This window comes from uncultured Ruegeria sp. (assembly GCF_947489545.1).
Taxonomy (GTDB): Bacteria; Pseudomonadota; Alphaproteobacteria; order Rhodobacterales; family Rhodobacteraceae; genus Ruegeria.
Map to the genome: position 1 here is coordinate 95,012 of NZ_CANLDZ010000012.1, position 18,861 is coordinate 113,872.

An 18,861-nucleotide genomic window follows, 5' to 3' on the forward strand; every position below is an offset into this window, starting at 1 on the left:
TTTAACCCCCATACAAATTCTTATCATGCTTCTCGACAATCGAGGCGAACCGGCGGGCAAAGCGTTCATCCGCCTTGGCCTTTTTCTCCAGCACGTCGCGGGCAAAGACCATGTGGTCCTCATGCGCCTCGAGCATGTCGGCCATCTTCTGGTTGGTCGCGGTGCCGATTGAGGCCATGGCGGTTTGCGCTTCTTGATCGGTCTGCACACCGATCTCGTTGATGCGGTGGGCGACGTCCTGCTGCTGCGCGGTTTTCAGCGATTTGGTCAGGGCATCGTACAGCACCACGCGCTGTTGCGTGTCTGTCTGCAGCTTGTTGATCAGCACCATCTGCGTCGCCGCCTGGTTCTGCAGTGAATCGACCCAGGTCTTTCCCTTTTCGATGTAGCGTTCGAGCGTTTGTGACTTGGCCAACTTGACCTGCTCTTCCTGAACCTTGGCGTTATATTGCTTGTTCAGCTCGGCCAGTTCGGTTTCCAGCTGTGTCCGCGCTGCGGCATCCTGTTCGACGCTGATCTTGTTTTCCAGCGTGATGATTGTCGGATCCATGCCCTGTATTTCAGTGCGCAGCGCCTCCAACTCGGCCACGGTGGCTTCACGGTCGTCCAGCGTGCCGGTCAAGTTGTCTTCGACTTTCACGCGCTGTTCTTCCAACACAGATAGCTGTCCCTCCAGCAGCTTCACGATCACATCCGATTTGGCGATCAGATCTTGCAGCTTGTCGTCAATATTGGCGGTGCGCATACGTTCCTGTCGCATCGACTCGGACTTGCCTTTCGAGAAGATGCCGACAAACGATTCCCACCCGGATTTCGAGCGCATTTCGTCGAAATCCTTGGAAAAAGCGCTGGTGACATCGTCCAGACCCATGATCAGCTCGGCAATGTTGGCGTTCATCACCTCGGTATGGGCATGCACATCCTCAAGCGTCGCGTTTTCGATGTCTATATCCGCCTCGGCGGTTCCGATCTTGGCGCGGGCGGCTTCGATCCGAGATGTCAGACCTTCGATCTGCGACTGCGACTCACGCACCTTTGTCTGAGTCTCTTCAATCAACGCTTCGAATTGCTGGTTCGACATCTTTGCTATCCCTGTTTTTCTTCAATTGCCCAATAAGATAGGGAATGTTAACATAGTTTACATCCCCTTGGGCGCACAATTTATTGGGACTTTGGCAAAATCGCAGCGAAAAAGATAGGCAAGACAGGGCAATCCAAAGAAGATTTGGTACGCCGCGCATCGCCTGAATTTTATACGATCTGGATTGATCCGACAGGCGGAGTGGTCCTAGACAAGACCCGCCCCACCTGATTGTGTGCACCCAATTCTTTTCCTGCCGGAGGCCAAGCTATGCTGGACGCAACAACCGATCTGAAATCGATCCTGAAGGACCCCGAATTGCTAGCGACCAAAGCCTATATCGGAGGTCAGTGGGTGGACGGTGATAACGGGAGCTTTCCTGTCACAAACCCGGCACGCGGCGATGTTTTGACCGAGGTTGCCGATCTGAGCCGCGCACAGGTTGCGGGCGCCATTGCCCAGGCCGAGGCCGCTCAGAAAGAATGGGCCAAACTGACCGGGAAAGAGCGCGCAGTGATCCTGCGGCGCTGGTTCGACCTGATGATGGGCAGCGCCGAGGATCTGGGAAAAATCCTGACCGCCGAACAGGGTAAGCCGTTGGCCGAAGCCGTGGGTGAGATCGGCTATGGTGCTTCTTTCATCGAGTTCTTTGGCGAACAGGCCAAGCGCGTCTACGGAGAAACCATCCCCGGGCATCAGCGCGACAAACGGATCACAGTTTTGAAACAGCCGATTGGTGTTGCGGCCTCGATCACGCCATGGAACTTCCCCAACGCCATGATCACGCGCAAGGCCGCGCCTGCGCTGGCCGCCGGGTGCGCCTTTGTTGCACGCCCATCCGAAGAAACCCCGCTTTCGGCGTTGGCACTGGCCGTTCTGGCCGACCGTGCAGGCATTCCAGCAGGCGTGTTCAATGTTGTCCCTTCGGTGAACGCCAGTGAAATCGGTAAGGAATTCTGCGAAAACCCGGGCGTGCGCAAACTGACCTTTACCGGCTCGACCCAGGTGGGGCGGATCCTGCTGCGGCAGGCTGCGGAGCAGGTCATGAAGTGCTCGATGGAACTGGGCGGAAATGCACCGTTCATTGTTTTCGACGATGCTGATCTGGATGCGGCCGTCGAGGGCGCAATGATGTGCAAGTTCCGCAACAACGGTCAGACTTGCGTATGCGCCAACCGTATCTACGTACAGGCTGGTGTCTATGACGCTTTCGCCGCCAAGCTGAAAGCAGCGACCGAAGCGCTGTCTGTTGGCGATGGTCTGTCCGAAGGCGTCACAACTGGTCCGCTGATCAACGAAAAGGCGGTCGTCAAAGTTCAGGATCACATCGCGGATGTCACCGCTCATGGTGGTCAGGTTCTGACCGGCGGCCTGCCGCATGATCTGGGCGGCACCTTCTTTCAGCCGACCATCGTCACCGGGGTTACTCAAGATATGAAAGTTGCTCAGGAAGAAACCTTTGGCCCGCTGGCACCGTTGTTCAAGTTTGAAGACGAGGATGATGTAATCGCGATGGCCAACGATACGATCTTTGGCCTGGCCTCTTATTTCTATGCCAAAGATCTGAGCCGCGTTTACAAAGTGGCCGAGGCGCTTGAATACGGTATCGTCGGCGTAAACACTGGCATCATCTCGTCCGAACTGGGTCCGTTCGGCGGCATAAAGCAGTCTGGTCTGGGACGCGAAGGCAGCCATCACGGGATGGAGGATTACCTGGAGATGAAATACATCTGCATGGCGGTCTGATCACAAGCGGCCCTTGGTTTTGGGTGCCCGGACGGGGGCCGCGTAATTCATCCCCAGTTTTTCGCCGCTTGTCACAAAAGCGCATTCAAAGCGTCACAAATCTGCAATCAACGACGGCCATCCCACTCTCATCCAAGTGAGAGAGGATACCAACCGATGTCATTGCGCTTTGTTTGCCTGGCATCTGCCCTTGCCCTGACCGCCGGTCAGGCCATGGCAGAGATGAATTTCAACAGAATTGCGTCCTTCCCCGTCGTGAAGAACATGGCCGAAGGCGCGGACACCAACCGCGAAACCTCACCCGAGATCATCGCCGCCACCGTGGATGGCATGACGCTGGTTTACACCGACAGCCCGCTGGGTGCGATCGGCATGATCGATATCACTGACCCGGCCAATCCCGCCCCTGCCGGCGCAATGGATGTGGGTGGTGAACCGACATCCGTTGCAATCGTCGGCACAACTGCGTTTGTCGGGATTAACACATCCGAAAGCTACACCGCGCCTTCCGGCAAGCTGATCTCGGTCGATGTTTCAAGCAAAGCGGAAACCGGCGCCTGTGACCTGGGTGGCCAACCCGACAGTGTCGCCATTGCCCCTGATGGCAGCTTTGTCGCCGTCGCGATCGAAAACGAGCGCGACGAAGACCTGAATGACGGGATCATCCCGCAGTTGCCGGCCGGGTCTCTGGCACTGGTCCCACTGAAAGACGGCGCCATGGAGTGCGCGGCGATGAAAATGGCCAACCTGACCGGCCTGGCCGAAGTTGCACCCACCGATCCTGAGCCTGAATTCGTGGACATCAACGGCCTAGGTGAAACGGTCATCACCTTGCAGGAAAACAACCACATCGCGGTTGTCGACAAGGATGGCATCGTAATCAACCATTTCTCGGCTGGCAGCGTTGACCTGGAAGGCATTGACGCCACAGACGAACGCGGCGCGCTGATCTTTACCGAAAGCCAAAAGGGACGCCTGCGCGAACCTGATGCGGTCAAATGGATCGACGACAACCACTTCGCCACCGCAAATGAAGGCGACTACAAGGGCGGTTCACGCGGATGGACGATTTTCCACAAGGACGGCAACGTCGTTTATGAAAACGGTACCGAGTTCGAAAAGGCCATCATTCAGATCGGCCACTACCCCGACAAACGGTCCGACAGCAAAGGCGTGGAACCCGAAAGCGTGACGGCGGCCACTTTCGGCGATACGCCAATGATCTTTGTCGGAGCAGAACGCGCCTCGGTCGTCGGTGTCTATGATGCCACGGACCCGGCCAGCCCGGTTCTGAAGCAGCTGCTGCCCTCGGGCGTTGGCCCCGAAGGCTATGTGGCGATCCCCGAGCGTAACCTGCTGATCTCGGCCAATGAAAAAGACCTGATCGAAGATGGCGGCCCGCGTGCCCACGTCATGATTTACGAGTATCAGGACGCGCCCGCCACCTATCCGCACCTGACCTCGGAAGGTGCGGATGAGTTGATCGGATGGGGCGCGCTATCCGGTCTGGTCGCGGACGAGGACGGCATGATCTATGCCGTAAATGACAGCTTTTACGGCTTCCAGCCCTCCATCTTCAAGATCGACCCCAGCCAACAGCCCGCCCGCATCGTAGACGTCATCCGCATCCACCGCCAGGACGGCAACGCGGCGCAGAAACTAGATCTGGAAGGCATCACGCTTGACGGTGAAGGCGGATTCTATGTCGCCTCGGAAGGCCGAACAGACCGCGTCATCCCGCACGCGATCTACCACGTCTCGCAGGACGGCTTGATCAAGGACCGCAAGGGCGAGATCGGCCTGCCACAGGAACTGATGGCCGTTGAAAAACGCTTCGGCTTTGAGGGTATCACCAAGGTCGGTGACACCCTGTGGATGGCCGTTCAACGTGAGTGGAAGGACGATCCCGAAAACCACGTCAAGCTGGTCGCCTATAACCTTGAGACCAAGGAATGGGGCGCCGTGCACTATCCAAAAGCCGATCCCGAAACCGGTTGGGTCGGCCTGTCGGAAATCGTGGCCTTTGGTGATCATGTGTACGTCATCGAACGCGACAACCAACACGACCACTGGGCGGTGACTAAAAAGGTCTATCGCATCCCGCTGTCAGAAATGACCCCTGCCCCGCTGGGCGGCGAACTGCCCGTGGTCAGCAAGGAGCTGGTCCGCGACCTGCTGCCCGACCTGACTTCGACGGGTGGCTATGTCTTGGACAAGATCGAAGGTCTCGCCATCCTGTCTTCGGGCGAAGCGTTCGTGATGACCGACAATGACGGAGTCGACGACGCCTCGGGCGAAACGATGCTCTGGTCGATAGGATCGGTAACGGCCGGGAATTGACCAGACCGCGCTGCACCTACCGCCCCGCACACAAGCGCGCGGGGCGGTACTGGGTCCAATGAACGTGACATTCGTGCCTTACGCAAGCCCGTCGCAATTCATTGCTCGACGGCTAGAGTTGCACCTTTCGACAGGACGTCGTCGAATATCTGTGCGATTTGCGCGTCGCTAGGCAGGGATCGATCATTGGAAGTTTCAGAGAACCAAAGAAACTTGTTTTCTTTCTGTTCGGATTGATAGATGCGCAAAAGAAGCTCGGCTTGCGGGACATCAAACGCACGCGGATCCATCACCCGAAACAGGAAAACGCCACTGTAGGCCTGCTCAGGAAACTGTAGGAATGACTGCTTGTCGTGGTAAGACAGCCAGTGTGTTTCGTTAAAAAGAACGTACTCAACCTGATCAGTAACCTGTTTCGCGACCAGTGTTCGTCCGTTTGCATCCTGGGTAAAGCCTTTCAAACGCGTGAGATCAAACGGGCCTGGGCGATAGATTTCTTCGGACGGACCCTGACCGATGCGAACCTCGGTAATCTCAGACGCATATCCGCCATCAATCATTTTGGCGCATATCAAAGCGCAATCTGGAGACTGTGATCCTACGACCAGAATGTTGGAGGCGTTCATTCCAATGGAATCAGGCAACACAGCAGCTGCTAGAAATTCATTCGTCGTGTTGTTTTGCTGAATGCTGTTAAGGGCGGGAATTCCAAAAACACCCAAGGCCGCAACAACGAGCATACCACCGCCAACAGTCTTTGATCCACGCCCGGCTCTAAGAAGAAGAAACACTCCAATCAGACAAAACAAGCCCACGGCAATGTAAGGCGACAAAACAAGCAAGGCATAAAGTATGCCAAAGTCACCTTCGCCCAATCGGCATTCCTTTCTTCGATCCAATCACTGCGCATTCTCACTCTTTCAAGAGCGATCTTGTCACTCAATTTAAGAGGCTGCAATCAGGGTGCGGCGACCGACAGCATAGCTTTCCTACATTTCACCCCTTGCTACAAACAACGCCCCGCGTCTGGAGGAACGCGGGGCGCGTGTTGCGACAATCCAAGGGAGGAGAGGATTACCGCACGATTTTCATAAGCCTTAGTTCACGGCTTTGGCGTCAACCACGTCCTTCTCGATCGCATTGGCCGAAGAAATCTCGATCCGGCGCGGTTTCAGTGCTTCGGGGACTTCCCGTTTCAGGTCGATATTCAGCATGCCGTTCTCATGGCTGGCACCTGTGACACGAACATGATCGGCCAGAGCAAAGCGACGCTCGAATGCGCGGGTCGCGATGCCGCGGTGCAAATAGCTGCGCTCTTTGTCCTCGGTCGATTTCTTACCGGCCACGAGCAGTGAATTCTCCTTCATTTCGACCGACAGGTCATTTTCGGAAAATCCGGCGACGGCTACTGAAATCCGGTAGGTGTCAGCATCGGTTTTTTCGATGTTGTATGGTGGATAGCTAGGCTGAGCCACGTCATTGGTCAGTACACGGTCCATCATGTCTGCGATCTGGTCGAAACCAATGGTGGCGCGGTGCAGCGGTGCAAAATCAAAACTACGCATGTGTCGTATCCTCATTCTTGAGCGATTTACGAAATAGGCCCTCCTAATGGACGGGCGGTGATTGGTACCGAGCCCCATATTTGGCGACCCGGTACAATTCACATGGGTAGCGATTTGGCCGAGTTCAACCCCCTCCGGAACTGATGAATTTAGCCCCTGAACTGGACTTATCCGAACCAACCTGCAGCCTGCGGATTGTAGGCTTTGGCTGCGGCGCATCGCGGCGCAGGATCATTTTGAGATCGGCTACAACTTCCGCCAGTTCCATGCCAAAACCAATTTTCTTGCCACGGTGGAACCCCACCGCCGAGACGACCGACAAAATCTGCCAACGCGGGCCGTTCTTGGCCAGAATGGCCGAGCCTGATGAACCGAAAGTGACATCGCAATCAAAGGTGATCAGACCTTGCCGGCGTTCAAGCATGCGGCAGGACCGCTCGCGCGTGATCGTCTCGGATCGTCCCCGCCCGTACGAGGCGATGCTGATCTCTTTCCCAGACACGCGCCCACTGTACAGGGCAAAGGGATCCGCGACCGAGTAGGGGATCGGTTCTTCCAATCGCATCAATGCGACGTCGACCCGGATGCTGCTAGGCGATAGCACGTCATTGGTGCCATAGCCGGGGTGGGATGCAATTTGCACAACCTTGCGGTCCGCCAGGGCCGCCCCATTGCTGAGCCCGGCCCGGAATGTGACCTCGCCCGGCAAATAGGCTTTGCCAGTTTTCTTGTCCAAAGCACAGTGGGCTGCGGTCAGAACAATATCCTGCGCGATCAATGTACCGGTGCAAAAGGAAACGGTGCCAATGTCCAGTCGGCCAATCGCTTCCCAGCCATACAGATCATCCCGATCGGTCAATTTGCGCTTGCTGCTTTGTGCATATCCGGCGGTCGCGGCCATCGACAGGCAAAGCAAAGAGATTGTAAGACTTCTGATCATGGCCGAATAAACCTCGCGCCGACATTCTTGCCAGTGTCATTTCCAGGCGCGGACAAGCCATAGCCGCGACCTGCATCAAGCTCGGCGCGCAGCAATTCCAGCGAGTTTTCAACGGAAGTTGCAATCGCCACGCTTTGGCCATCCATGCTGGCCTTGGCTGCGACGACCGACACGATCTGAGGACGTGTTTCAGAGAACGAAAAAACCGGGGCACCGGATGAGCCGAAATTCACGTCACAGGACATCACCAGAATCCCCGAATTGCGGTTCATGACCGAGCAGACCTGCTGAAGCGAGGGCGCCTCGGCCCGGTCCTGCGCATAGGATACGACACCCACGTCTTCACCCCGGGTTGGTTGAACACCTGTTTCAAACGGAACAACGGATGTACTTCTGATTGGCTGCCAAAGCTCGATCAGCGCAATATCTGCACGAACCCGGTCTTTGGAGGCTATTGCGCTATACTTATAATCTGGATGAACAACCGCCTGGCGCGCGGTTCGATATGCCAGTGCACGCCCCAGGCGCCAACCCGCAAGAAACTCGATATCCGACGGATTGACCCTCTTACCGGTTGCCTTGTCAAACAAGCAATGCGCGGCTGTCAGGACAAGGTCGGGCGATACCAGTGTTCCGGTGCAAAACCCGCCACCCGCGATATCCAGACGCCCCACAGCCATCCAATCCCGTCCGGAATCAGATGTCTCCAGGCTTTTTAGCCCGGAATCCTGCGCCGTGGCCGCGATAGGCAGCACACTGATCGCGATGGCCATGATCCAGTTCCGCACGCGGTTCTCCGGCAAATACCCCGAGGTAAGTGTCTTATGTGCCGCGTTGGGCGAAAATAGGGCGGTGGTGTTGCGCCCGGTTTTCAGGCGCAACTGATGCTGGTCTGCATCAGCAAACTGCTATCGCAGGATTGGCACATTTAGATCGACACCGTCGCCGTGCCTCAGACCGCGTGGTTCAGGACCGCCAGTGACCCAATCCAGCAGCTCGACCGTATGCACGATCGGGATGCTGGTGCCAGAGCCGATCTGCATCATGCATCCAATATTGCCCGCCGCGATGACATCCGGTTTTTTTGCTTCCAGCGTTCGGACCTTGCGCTGTTTCAGCTGCGCCGAAATCTCGGGCTGCATCAGGTTGTAGGTCCCCGCACTGCCGCAACACAGATGGCTGTCCGCCGGTTCCACAACAGTGAACCCCGCACGTTTCAGCAGATCCTTTGGGTAAGTTTTGATCTTCTGGCCATGCTGCAGCGAACAGGCCGCGTGATAGGCAACGGTCAATCCCGTGTCATCCGCGGTTGGCAAATCCAGTTGCATCAGCAATTCGCTGATATCCATCGCGACTGCCGATACTCGCTGCGCATCTTCCGCCAGAACGTCATTGCGGAACATATGCCCGTAATCCTTGACCGCTGTCCCGCAGCCAGAGGTGTTGATGACGATGGCATCCAAGCCGTCACTGTCCATCTCGCGCGTCCAGGCCCTAATGTTGGCCGCCGCCGCTGTGTGGCTCTCCCGACTTTTACCCATGTGATGGGTAAGGGCCCCGCAGCATCCCGCCCCCTCGGCCACCACAACTTCGCACCCCAGACGGGTCAAAAGCCGGATCGTGGCATCGTTGATATCCGGGTTCAGTGCCTTTTGTGCGCACCCGGTCATAAGCGCGACGCGTTTTTTGCGTGGACCCTTGGGTGCAAAGCTTTGTGGGTCATCATTCCGACTGACCGGTGGAATATGCTTGGGCGCCATATCCAACATTGCACGCAATCGTGCATCAGGCATCAGGAACCGGAAGGGGCGGCCCAGTTTGGCCCCGATCAAAGCCCACCGAAACCGCATTGGATAAGGCAAGATCTGCGCCAGAATCCATCTTAGTACGCGGTCCGAGAATGGTCGTTTGTAGTTGTCCTCGATATATTCCCGCGCGTGATCGACCAGATGCATGTAATGCACGCCCGACGGACAGGTTGTCATGCACGCCAGACAGGACAGGCATCGGTCGATATGTTTGACGGTTTTCTCATCCGGCACACGCTCATTCTCAAGCATGTCCTTGATCAGATAGATACGCCCTCTTGGGCTATCCAGTTCATCCCCAAGAACCTGATAGGTCGGGCAGGTCGCGGTACAAAACCCGCAATGCACGCAGCTGCGCAGGATTTCGTTCGATCTCTGGATCGCGGGATCCTGCAACTGCTTGTCCGAAAAAGTCGTCTGCATCCGCCTACCCCATCAGACCCGGATTGAAGATCCCATTGGGATCGAACCGTTGCCGCAGTCCTTGCGACAACGCAACAACGCCCGCAGCTTCAGGCTGAAATCGGCCCAAGGCCTGAACCGTTTCGACATCCGCCCGCACCAGTGACGCGTGACCCTCAAACGCACCTAATCGCGTGCGAACATCCGAGCCTTCAGGAACCAATGCCCAGATCAATCCGCCGCCCCAATCGAACAGCAACTTTTCTGCCTCTAACCTTGCCGCAATTTCAGAAGCCGCACCCGGTTTGACCGAGATGCGCCAGACATCACCTTCGACATCGCTGAACATGCTGACATCGCGCACGGAACGCCAAAGCGTTTCGGTGTCTTCGATCTCTGAAATTTCGCCAAACCCAGCCAATTCGGTTTTCAACCGGTCAACCCGGTACGCAACCGAATCTGCAAAGCCTTCAAGCCGCAACAGCACGTGCCCTGCTGCCGGATCATATGCCGCGCCGCTGACCTCAAACGGGGACTTCAGTGCTACAGATAGGGTCTGAACAGCCTGAGCAACACTCCCAACCTGAACGGCCAACGCGGCAATCGACTCTGATTTTGGCAAAACCTTCAACGACACTTCGGACAGCACTCCCAAGGTCCCCCAGGACCCGGCCATCAATTTTACCAGATCATAGCCAGTGACATTCTTCATCACCCGGCCACCGTTCTTGATGACCTGCCCAAGCCCGTCGACATAACGCACACCCAACAGATAGTCGCGGCATGCCCCGGCCTGAATGCGGCGCGGACCAGAGACATTCGCGGCAACCACACCACCAATGGTCGGATCGCCATCCGTCCCCATCAGGCCACGATGATCCATCGGCTCGAACGCCAATTGCTGCCCTTCAGCAGCAAGTACAGCCTCAATCTCAGAAACCGGCGTTCCAGCCTTCGCTACCAACGTTAACGCGCCAGGTTCATACAGTGATACTCCACTCAAACCCGCAATGCTCAGTACTTGTTCGGATCCGATGATACCTCGCGTACCGCCCCCTACTATTCGGACCGGCTGATTCAGATCGGCCACAATATTGGCCAGATCGGCCTCGGCTTCAGGTTTCATGGTGCTTCATCTTTTCAAAAATACTCTGGGGGAGGCGCGCATAGCGCGGCGGGGGCATAGCCCCTCGATTCTGCGGCTATAGGCACGGAACGACGCTGCTCGGACACGTCCAGCGGAAACACCTTGGCCGGGTTCAGTAGCCAACGCGGATCGAAGACGTCTTTGACAGCCATCTGCGCCTCAAGATCCTGCGGCGTATATTGATGTGACATCAGATCCCGCTTCTCGATCCCAACGCCATGTTCACCTGTTAGACAGCCGCCAACATCCACACACAGCTTCAGGATTTCAGCACCGAACGCCTCACATTTCTCAAGATCACCGGGTTTGTTGGCATCAAACAGGATCAGCGGGTGCATGTTGCCGTCACCCGCATGAAAAACGTTACCGACCGGCAAGCCGTATTCCTCGCTCATTTCTCCGATCCGGCGCAGCACTTCGGGCAAGGATGAGACCGGGATTGTGCCATCCAGACACATATAGTCATTCATCTGCCCCATGGCACCAAAGGCCGATTTCCGCCCCAGCCAGATTTTTGCGCTTTCCTCAGCCGATTGGCTTTCGCGCAGTTCGACCGGGTTGTGGCGTTTAGCAATCTCGATGATTTTCGACAGCTGGTAGTCGATCTCGGCTTCCGAGCCTTCGACCTCTACGATCAAAAGCGCGGTGCAATCCGGATATCCAGCATGTGCAAAGTTCTCGCACGCCTTGATACAAAGCGTATCCATGAATTCGATCGCCACGGGCAAAATGCCGGATTTGATGATGTCGGACACGCACTGCCCCGCCACCTCATTGTCATCAAAGCCCATCAGGACGGGCCGCGCGCCCTCGGGCTTGCGCAGAATACGCAGCGTTGCCTCGGTCACGACGCCCAACTGCCCTTCGGATCCGCAGATCACACCAAGCAGGTCCAGACCGCCTGAATCCAGATGGGCTCCGCCGATCTCGACCACACAGCCATCCATCATGACCATCTTGACGCCCAACAGGTTATTGGTCGTGACCCCGTATTTCAGACAATGCGCCCCGCCCGAATTCATCGCGATGTTACCCGCAATGGCACAGGCCAACTGCGAGGATGGGTCGGGGGCATAAAAGAAGTCTTCTTCCTCGACCGAGCCGGTCACACTCAGATTGGTGCGCCCCGTCTGAACCCGTATGAACCGATTGTCATAATCGGTCTCGAGCACGTCGTTCATCCGCGCAATACCCAGAATCACGCAATCGGCGGTTGGAAGGGCGCCGCCCGCCAACGATGTGCCCGAGCCGCGAGGTACAACCGGCACGCCCTCGTCATGGCAGATGCGCAAGACATCCGAGACTTCCTGCGTAGTCGACGGCAGGACCGCCAACATCGGCGGGCATCTATACGCGGTCAGCGCGTCGCATTCATACGCCCTTGTTTCTGCCGGATCATGAATGACGGCATCCGCAGGCAGGACCTGCTGCAACCGTGCAAGCACGTTTTGCTTTCGGGCAAGCACGTCGGGATTTGGCCGGGGCATTTCCATTGCTGATCCTCCATTTGGTAAAATAATATTACCAATTTCTCCGTCTGGCAAGTTCTGATATCCGGACGTACTGTCGCGGGCATGACCTGGATCGACCGCGCCCTGTTGTTTTCGTCACTGGACTATGCCGCCGTTTTGTTGCTGATCGGCGCATGGCAGTGGATTGGCTGGAAGATCGAACACCCGTCGCCGAACAAGCAATCCGTGTCGATGATGATGGACGACTTTCGCCGCAATTGGATGCGTGAGATGGTCACCCGCCAGCCCAGGATGTTCGACGCTCAGGTCGTGGCGGCGATGCGTCAGGGCAGCACGTTTTTTGCCTCGACAACCATGATCGCGATTGGCGGCGGTCTTGCCCTGCTGGGGAACACCGAACGGTTGGCCGGGGTTGCCAGCGATCTGGCCATTGGCAGCGCGCCTGCCCTGGTTTGGGAAATCAAGATACTGGCCGTGATCCTGCTTTTGGCCAACGCGTTCCTGAAATACGTCTGGGCGCATCGGTTGTTCGGGTATTGCGCTGTGTTGATGGCCGCAGTTCCAAATGACCCCGAAGATCCGCAGGCCTATCCCCGTGCCGCACAGGCCGCCGAAATCTGCGTGACCGCCGCCCGCAGCTTCAACCGCGCACTACGCGCGACCTATTTTGCGCTGGCCACCTTGGCCTGGATATTGGGACCCGTCGCGCTGATTTTGGGCACCGCTATTACCGTTGGTGTTTTGTACCGGCGGGAATTTGCATCGCATTCCCGGTCAGTTCTTTTGACCCTCCTCCCAAACACAGAGTCGTGATTCCCATGCCATTCACCAAACAGTATGGTCAGCCCATGCGATATTTGATTCTCAGCGCCGTTCTGGCTGCGCCCGCTTTTGCCGACCCGTCGGTTATCGAGAACGTCTCGGCCAGCCAAAGTGGCGAGACATGGCGCTTCGACGTGACGATCAGGCACCCCGACACTGGGTGGGATCACTATGCAGATGGCTGGCGGGTTCTTGACATGAACGGCACGGAGCTGGGCATGCGAGTGCTGCATCACCCGCATGAGAATGAGCAGCCGTTTACCCGATCGCTAAGCGGCGTAGTTATTCCGGAAGGCGTTACGCAGGTTCAAATTCAAGCGCGGTGCAATGTCGACGGCTGGGATACCGAAACGACGCTTGTCATGTTGAACTGAGCCTCAAAAGATCCCAAGGCTAAGACCAGCGGCCATGGCGGCCCCGATCTCGCGACAGGAACTCAGTTGGTTTTCCGGGATGGTCTTTTCGGCCAGAATCGACTCTGGTGATTGAGCGTGGGTGCAGATGATCAATGGCGATTGCACCTCTTTCAAGCGCCAACCAGTTGCGATCCGCGCCATTTGACGGGCTGCGTTTTCGCCATCGGATCCGGCGCATACCATCAGCGCATAGGGTCGCCCTTCGATGCGGCCCAGCACAGGGTAATAGCTCCGGTCAAAGAAGTCCTTCATCACACCTGAAATCGCCGCCAGATTTTCAGGTGCGCAAAAGACATAGCCATCTGCTTTCAAAAGATCATCCGCGCACGCCAGATCGGCGGTTTTCAGAATGGTTTCTGCGTCGTCCCGCGCAGCATCGGCGGCCGCCTCGGCCATTTGCCGACTGCCGCCGGTGCGTGAGTGGTAGACGATCAGAAGCTGCGCCATGTCAGACCCGATGATACGGCCCGCCAGCAAGTATGGTCGCGGCCCTATAAAGTTGCTCGGCCAGCATCACACGGACCAGCATGTGTGGCCAGACCATCGACCCGAATGAGATCGAAAAATCCGCCTCAGCGCGCAGCGACGGGTCGATGCCGTCCGCACCGCCGATGACCAGCGCCAGATCCTGCCGCCCCGCATCGCGCCAGCCGCCCAATTTCTGCGCGAAAACAGGCGAAGACATCACGCGCCCGCGTTCATCCAGAGTACAGATCACCGCGCCTTTGGGCACCGCTTTGCGCAGCAGCGCCGCTTCGGCACCCATGCCCGCGTTTTTCTTGTCCTCAACCTCAACCACCGACGCAGGACCAAGGCCCAGTGCGCGGCCGGTCCGGTCAAATCGGGTCAGGTAATCGTCAAGCAGGGTCTTCTCCGGTCCGGCACGCAATCGCCCGACCGCACAAATGCTTATACGCATATTTCTCTCGCCGCCGACCTGTTAATGCAGGTCGGGATGGCGCCTCAGTTCGCCGAGGCGCTGCCACCCTGAGGCAGCCACATCTTTTCCAGCTGATAGAATTCACGCACTTCGGGGCGGAAGATATGGACGATCACGTCGCCCGTATCGATCAGCACCCAGTCGCCGGCATCCTTGCCTTCGACCTTCGAGGTGAAACCGAATTCCTGCTTGATGCGATCCGTCAGCTTTTCCGCCATGGCCGAGACCTGACGGGTCGACCGACCCGAGGCAATCACCATGTGATCCGCAACAGAAGACTTGCCTTGCAGGTTGATCTGCACAACATCTTCGGCCTTGTCATCGGAAAGTGAGGAAAGGATACGTTCAAGCAGCTTGTCGCTGATTGACTGAGAGTGGGCCATCATTTTGGCCCCATCATCGGCGGGCAAACCCGCCTGAGTATGTAGAGACAGGACATAGTCCTCCTTTGCTGCGCGCCGACAAATCCCCGGCGCAGGGGTACATATAAGGTAACAAGCGGATTGCAACATTTCAATGAAGGGCCACCGAGGCCCAGACATGACGGATCATTCTTTAGCGAGTTGTTGCCCGTCTGCGTCGTCAGATTCGCCACCAAGCAGCCGAACCTCACGCTGTGGGAAGGGAATCGAAATGTTCTCGGATTGGAAGGCATCCCATAACGCCAGATAGATATTGCCCCGGATATTGGTCAGCCCTTTGGTCGGATCACTAATCCAGAACCGCAGAACATAATCGACGCTGCTATTGCCAAAACCGGTGATATGGCAGACAGGTTCGTGCTTGCCACCACTGAGCACACGGTTGACGGTTTTGACCGACCGAATGGCCGCTGCACGGACCTTGTGGGGATCGTCCCCGTAGCTTGTTCCGAAATCCAGATCCAACCGCACGAAACGGTCCGAATGTGACCAGTTCACAACTTGATTGGTGATTAGGTCTTCGTTCGGAATCAGGTATTCGCGCCCGTCGCGGGTCACGACCGAGACATAGCGCGCGCCCAGCGCATTAATCCAACCAAACGTATCCCCAAGCGAGATCACATCGCCCGGTTTAATCGAGCGGTCCATCAAAATGATGATGCCTGAAATCAGGTTGGACACCACTTTTTGCAGCCCAAAACCAATACCGACACCAATCGCACCGGATAAAAGTGCAATGCCGGTCAGGTCAAAACCAAGCGTTCGGATTGCCGCCATGAAAACGGCTCCAAACAGCAGCACCTGAATGCCTTTGGCCAGCAGCACCTGCATCGAAGGTGAAATATCGTCGTTGCTTTTCAGGCCCCGCTCGGCCGCACCGGCCCCGATGCGGGCAAGTGTCAGCAGAACCCCGATCAGCAAAACAGCCTTGAGTATACCTAACGCCGTGATGTTCAGATCACCAATTGAGACGGCCACGCCATCCAGAAAATCAGCGACATCGTCGGTCAGCCCCAACGCGACCAGCGTCGCATAAATCCACATGGACCATTTGAAAATCCGCCTGATCGTCCGATTACGTACCAGTCGGGCCAGTAGCGCAATAACGAGCCACGCCACGGCCAGCGTGGCAAACACCCCGATCAAATAGCTGCGCGACGGCCACGTGACCTGCTGCATTGTCAGGTACAGACCCCAGGACAGGATCACGAAATACACCAGCGTCAGGCGGCGCATCAGCTGAACCAGAATACGTAAGCGCCATTTGGGCCAACCTGTACGCGACCGCGCCCACTCCTCCCACCTGCTCTGGGTCATCAGCTTCAGGCAGAAGGCCAGCATCCAAAGAAACACGATGATGATGATTTGATACTGCCGCCAGCCCGGCGTGACGACCAGTTCGATCAGGTTTTGGAATTGCGAAAAAAAGGCAGCCGTCATGTTGGCGTAGAGGTCCGAAAGCGAGTCCGGTAGCAGATCCTGGTTCATGCAAGTCTCCTGCAAAGCAGCTTGGACAAGGCTGGCGTGCGATGCAACCCAAAGCCATGGGCGCAAGCGGAATAGGGATTGAACCTTGATTGACGCGGAAGCCCGATATATCTGGTGCGCATGAGAGTCTTTTTGGCCCCAGCTCCGACATTGCAAGACCGCACGCGCCTGCGTGAACGGTTCTTTGGGGCCGCCCGCACGATTCTGGCCCGCCTATAGGCGGCACCCAGCCACTCGCCAGCTATTTCTCATTATCTACGGGAGAGGACCGATGTCCCCCAAAACACTCTATGACAAGATCTGGGATTCCCATGTCGCGCACGAAGCCGATGATGGAACCTGTTTGCTGTATATCGACCGCCATCTGGTGCACGAAGTCACCAGCCCGCAGGCCTTCGAAGGGCTGCGTATGGCCGGTCGACCAGTCCGCGCACCGGAGAAAACCATCGCCGTACCGGATCACAACGTACCAACCACGCCGGACCGCGTGAATGGGATCGAAAACCCGGAATCACGCATTCAGGTCGAAGCGCTGGACAAGAACGCCAAGGACTTCGGTATTCACTACTATCCGGTGCATGACGTCCGACAGGGCATTGTTCACATCGTCGGTCCTGAACAGGGTTGGACTTTGCCTGGTATGACAGTTGTCTGCGGCGACAGCCACACCGCCACACACGGCGCGTTTGGCGCGCTGGCGCATGGTATCGGGACGTCCGAAGTTGAACACGTTCTGGCCACGCAGACCCTGATCCAGAAGAAATCAAAGAACATGAAGGTCGAGGTCACCGGAAAACTGCAGCCCGGTGTGACCGCCAAAGACATTACTTTGGCCGTGATCGGTGAAACCGGCACTGCTGGTGGTACGGGCTATGTCATCGAATATTGCGGTGAAGCGATCCGTGATCTGTCGATGGAAGGCCGCATGACTGTCTGCAACATGGCCATTGAAGGCGGCGCCCGTGCGGGTTTGATTGCCCCGGATGAAACCACGTTCGAATACGTCAAAGGCCGCCCACATGCACCGAAAGGGGCTCAGTGGGAAGCCGCATTGAACTGGTGGAAAACGCTCTTCACTGACGAAGACGCGCATTTCGACAAGGTCATCACCCTGCGCGGCGAAGACATCGCGCCCGTCGTCACCTGGGGCACCAGCCCCGAGGATGTTCTGCCGATCACCGCAACTGTGCCGAACCCCGAAGATTTCGAAGGCGGCAAAGTCGACGCGGCCCGCCGTTCGATCGAATACATGGGTCTGGAAGCTGGTCAAAAGCTGAGCGATGTGGAAATCGACACGGTCTTTATCGGGTCTTGCACCAACGGTCGGATCGAAGACCTGCGCGCCGCAGCCGAGATTCTGAAGGGTAAAAAGGTGAAAGAGGGCTTGCGTGCCATGATTGTACCGGGGTCTGGTCTAGTTCGGGCGCAGGCCGAAGAAGAAGGTCTTGCCGAGATCTTCAAAGAGGCCGGGTTCGAATGGCGCCTGGCCGGATGCTCGATGTGTCTCGCAATGAACCCTGATCAATTGCAACCGGGGGAACGCTGTGCGGCAACCTCGAACCGCAACTTTGAAGGTCGCCAGGGACGCGGCGGGCGGACCCATTTGCTGAGCCCTGCAATGGCCGCCGCCGCGGCAATCACAGGACGGCTGACAGATGTCCGAGAGTTGATGTAAGCTGCCCACATAAATCAACTTATAAGGGATTGAGGACATGAGTGATTGGGTCAAATGGCTGCTGCTGGGGCTTTTATCGATTGCCTTTGGCGTGTTCGTGCTCGGCGCACCTGGTGTGGCGTCTGTTGCCGTAACAGTGGTGACGGGTGTGCTGTTGCTGATCTGCGGCGCGCTGCAGGTTGTTGGCGGGTTCACGGTTGAAGGAACCGGCAACAAGATCCTGTCTCTTGTCATGGGTGTGGTCATGCTGTTTTTGGGTTGGTCATTCCTTGATCATCCCCTGCAGGGCACGCTGACACTTGCGACCGTCTGCCTGATCCTGTTCTTGGCAGGTGGGATCGCTCGGGTCTTTTTATCCTTTCAGATGCGTGGAACACAGTTTTTCTGGCCCACGCTGATATCGGGCATCCTGTCGATCATCCTCGCCGGCATCATCTGGTCTTATGCCGCTGCAGAGCCAGGCGTGCTTTTGCAACTGCTGGGAATTCTGCTGGGCATCGAGATGCTGTTCAACGGGTTTGGATTGGTCTTCATGGCGTTCTTCGTCAAGAACGCACCCAAAACCGATACAACTGACGCGAAAGAAGCTTAAACGCG

At 56.9% G+C, this 18,861-nt stretch carries 18 protein-coding genes; 6 read left to right on the top strand and 12 right to left on the bottom strand.

Translation table 11 applies throughout. The features are described from left to right. Position 1: 1 nt before the first annotated feature. Positions 2-1,081, bottom strand: coding sequence for a hypothetical protein (locus Q1B13_RS16535; protein WP_299082320.1), 1,080 nt, complete (start codon positions 1,079-1,081; stop codon positions 2-4). A gap of 270 nt (positions 1,082-1,351) precedes the next feature. Between Q1B13_RS16535 and Q1B13_RS16540 the strand changes: the two genes are divergently transcribed. Both Q1B13_RS16540 and Q1B13_RS16545 read left to right on the top strand, forming a co-directional pair. Continuing rightward, positions 1,352-2,827, top strand: coding sequence for an NAD-dependent succinate-semialdehyde dehydrogenase (locus Q1B13_RS16540; protein ID WP_299082322.1), 1,476 nt, complete (start codon positions 1,352-1,354; stop codon positions 2,825-2,827). A gap of 156 nt (positions 2,828-2,983) precedes the next feature. Beyond that, a complete protein-coding gene (locus Q1B13_RS16545; protein WP_299082324.1) occupies positions 2,984-5,167 on the top strand; it encodes an esterase-like activity of phytase family protein in 2,184 nt (727 codons plus the stop codon). Between the two features lie 98 nt (positions 5,168-5,265). Here Q1B13_RS16545 and Q1B13_RS16550 read toward each other — a convergent pair whose 3' ends face one another. From Q1B13_RS16550 to Q1B13_RS16580, 7 genes are all read right to left on the bottom strand, one after another. Further along, positions 5,266-6,042, bottom strand: coding sequence for a hypothetical protein (locus Q1B13_RS16550; protein ID WP_299082326.1), 777 nt, complete (start codon positions 6,040-6,042; stop codon positions 5,266-5,268). Between the two features lie 222 nt (positions 6,043-6,264). Next, complete coding sequence (locus tag Q1B13_RS16555; RefSeq protein WP_298936468.1) at positions 6,265-6,732, bottom strand: Hsp20 family protein; 468 nt, start codon at positions 6,730-6,732, stop codon at positions 6,265-6,267. 124 nt (positions 6,733-6,856) lie between these two features. Beyond that, entirely contained in the window at positions 6,857-7,672 is an 816-nt protein-coding gene (locus Q1B13_RS16560; protein ID WP_299082328.1) for a trypsin-like serine protease, read from the bottom strand. Beyond that, positions 7,669-8,553, bottom strand: a complete 885-nt coding sequence (locus Q1B13_RS16565) for a trypsin-like peptidase domain-containing protein (RefSeq protein WP_366871108.1) — start codon at positions 8,551-8,553, stop codon at positions 7,669-7,671. The genes Q1B13_RS16560 and Q1B13_RS16565 overlap by 4 nt, the downstream gene beginning before the upstream one ends. Before the next feature lie 27 nt (positions 8,554-8,580). Next, positions 8,581-9,903 carry a glycolate oxidase subunit GlcF gene (glcF, locus tag Q1B13_RS16570; protein ID WP_299082330.1) on the bottom strand — a complete coding sequence of 441 codons (1,323 nt, stop codon included), beginning with the start codon at positions 9,901-9,903 and terminating at the stop codon, positions 8,581-8,583. A gap of 4 nt (positions 9,904-9,907) precedes the next feature. Continuing rightward, the gene (locus tag Q1B13_RS16575; protein ID WP_299082332.1) at positions 9,908-11,008 is read right to left on the bottom strand and encodes an FAD-binding protein; all 1,101 of its coding nucleotides are present in this window, start codon (positions 11,006-11,008) and stop codon (positions 9,908-9,910) included. A gap of 14 nt (positions 11,009-11,022) precedes the next feature. Next, a complete protein-coding gene (locus Q1B13_RS16580; protein ID WP_299082334.1) occupies positions 11,023-12,522 on the bottom strand; it encodes an FAD-linked oxidase C-terminal domain-containing protein in 1,500 nt (499 codons plus the stop codon). 81 nt (positions 12,523-12,603) lie between these two features. On the opposite strand from Q1B13_RS16580, the gene Q1B13_RS16585 reads away from it, so the two are divergent. Beyond that, a complete protein-coding gene (locus tag Q1B13_RS16585) occupies positions 12,604-13,314 on the top strand; it encodes a DUF599 domain-containing protein (RefSeq protein WP_298936473.1) in 711 nt (236 codons plus the stop codon). A gap of 35 nt (positions 13,315-13,349) precedes the next feature. Continuing rightward, positions 13,350-13,697 carry a hypothetical protein gene (locus Q1B13_RS16590; protein WP_298936530.1) on the top strand — a complete coding sequence of 116 codons (348 nt, stop codon included), beginning with the start codon at positions 13,350-13,352 and terminating at the stop codon, positions 13,695-13,697. Between the two features lie 3 nt (positions 13,698-13,700). Here Q1B13_RS16590 and Q1B13_RS16595 read toward each other — a convergent pair whose 3' ends face one another. The 4 genes from Q1B13_RS16595 to Q1B13_RS16610 form a co-directional block, all read right to left on the bottom strand. Beyond that, positions 13,701-14,186 carry a flavodoxin family protein gene (locus Q1B13_RS16595; RefSeq protein WP_299082336.1) on the bottom strand — a complete coding sequence of 162 codons (486 nt, stop codon included), beginning with the start codon at positions 14,184-14,186 and terminating at the stop codon, positions 13,701-13,703. Between the two features lies 1 nt (position 14,187). Continuing rightward, a complete protein-coding gene (gene rlmH / locus Q1B13_RS16600) occupies positions 14,188-14,658 on the bottom strand; it encodes a 23S rRNA (pseudouridine(1915)-N(3))-methyltransferase RlmH (protein WP_299082338.1) in 471 nt (156 codons plus the stop codon). A 44-nt stretch (positions 14,659-14,702) separates the two neighbouring features. Then, positions 14,703-15,065: a ribosome silencing factor gene (rsfS, locus tag Q1B13_RS16605; RefSeq protein WP_050605604.1), complete on the bottom strand. Its 363-nt coding sequence runs from the start codon at positions 15,063-15,065 to the stop codon at positions 14,703-14,705. Positions 15,066-15,227: 162 nt separating this feature from the next. Beyond that, a complete protein-coding gene (locus tag Q1B13_RS16610) occupies positions 15,228-16,589 on the bottom strand; it encodes a mechanosensitive ion channel domain-containing protein (RefSeq protein WP_299082340.1) in 1,362 nt (453 codons plus the stop codon). 271 nt (positions 16,590-16,860) lie between these two features. Here Q1B13_RS16610 and leuC point away from each other — a divergent pair, with 271 nt between their 5' ends. Continuing rightward, on the top strand, positions 16,861-18,264 hold the full coding sequence (leuC, locus tag Q1B13_RS16615) for a 3-isopropylmalate dehydratase large subunit (RefSeq protein WP_299082342.1): 1,404 nt from the start codon (positions 16,861-16,863) through the stop codon (positions 18,262-18,264). A 37-nt stretch (positions 18,265-18,301) separates the two neighbouring features. Continuing rightward, positions 18,302-18,856 (top strand): HdeD family acid-resistance protein, encoded by a 555-nt coding sequence (locus tag Q1B13_RS16620; protein ID WP_299082344.1) that lies wholly within the window; start codon positions 18,302-18,304, stop codon positions 18,854-18,856. The last annotated feature ends 5 nt before the right edge of the window (positions 18,857-18,861 follow it).

Bases quoted from the DNA above. Each gene is read 5' to 3' on its own strand.
- Q1B13_RS16535 (WP_299082320.1), bottom strand. From the start codon at position 1,081: ATGTCGAACCAGCAATTCGAAGCGTTGATTGAAGAGACTCAGACAAAG.
- Q1B13_RS16540 (WP_299082322.1), top strand. From the start codon at position 1,352: ATGCTGGACGCAACAACCGATCTGAAATCGATCCTGAAGGACCCCGAA.
- Q1B13_RS16545 (WP_299082324.1), top strand. From the start codon at position 2,984: ATGTCATTGCGCTTTGTTTGCCTGGCATCTGCCCTTGCCCTGACCGCC.
- Q1B13_RS16555 (WP_298936468.1), bottom strand. From the start codon at position 6,732: ATGCGTAGTTTTGATTTTGCACCGCTGCACCGCGCCACCATTGGTTTC.
- Q1B13_RS16560 (WP_299082328.1), bottom strand. From the start codon at position 7,672: ATGATCAGAAGTCTTACAATCTCTTTGCTTTGCCTGTCGATGGCCGCG.
- glcF (WP_299082330.1), bottom strand. From the start codon at position 9,903: ATGCAGACGACTTTTTCGGACAAGCAGTTGCAGGATCCCGCGATCCAG.
- Q1B13_RS16575 (WP_299082332.1), bottom strand. From the start codon at position 11,008: ATGAAACCTGAAGCCGAGGCCGATCTGGCCAATATTGTGGCCGATCTG.
- Q1B13_RS16580 (WP_299082334.1), bottom strand. From the start codon at position 12,522: ATGGAAATGCCCCGGCCAAATCCCGACGTGCTTGCCCGAAAGCAAAAC.
- Q1B13_RS16585 (WP_298936473.1), top strand. From the start codon at position 12,604: ATGACCTGGATCGACCGCGCCCTGTTGTTTTCGTCACTGGACTATGCC.
- Q1B13_RS16590 (WP_298936530.1), top strand. From the start codon at position 13,350: ATGCGATATTTGATTCTCAGCGCCGTTCTGGCTGCGCCCGCTTTTGCC.
- Q1B13_RS16595 (WP_299082336.1), bottom strand. From the start codon at position 14,186: ATGGCGCAGCTTCTGATCGTCTACCACTCACGCACCGGCGGCAGTCGG.
- rlmH (WP_299082338.1), bottom strand. From the start codon at position 14,658: ATGCGTATAAGCATTTGTGCGGTCGGGCGATTGCGTGCCGGACCGGAG.
- rsfS (WP_050605604.1), bottom strand. From the start codon at position 15,065: ATGATGGCCCACTCTCAGTCAATCAGCGACAAGCTGCTTGAACGTATC.
- Q1B13_RS16610 (WP_299082340.1), bottom strand. From the start codon at position 16,589: ATGAACCAGGATCTGCTACCGGACTCGCTTTCGGACCTCTACGCCAAC.
- leuC (WP_299082342.1), top strand. From the start codon at position 16,861: ATGTCCCCCAAAACACTCTATGACAAGATCTGGGATTCCCATGTCGCG.
- Q1B13_RS16620 (WP_299082344.1), top strand. From the start codon at position 18,302: ATGAGTGATTGGGTCAAATGGCTGCTGCTGGGGCTTTTATCGATTGCC.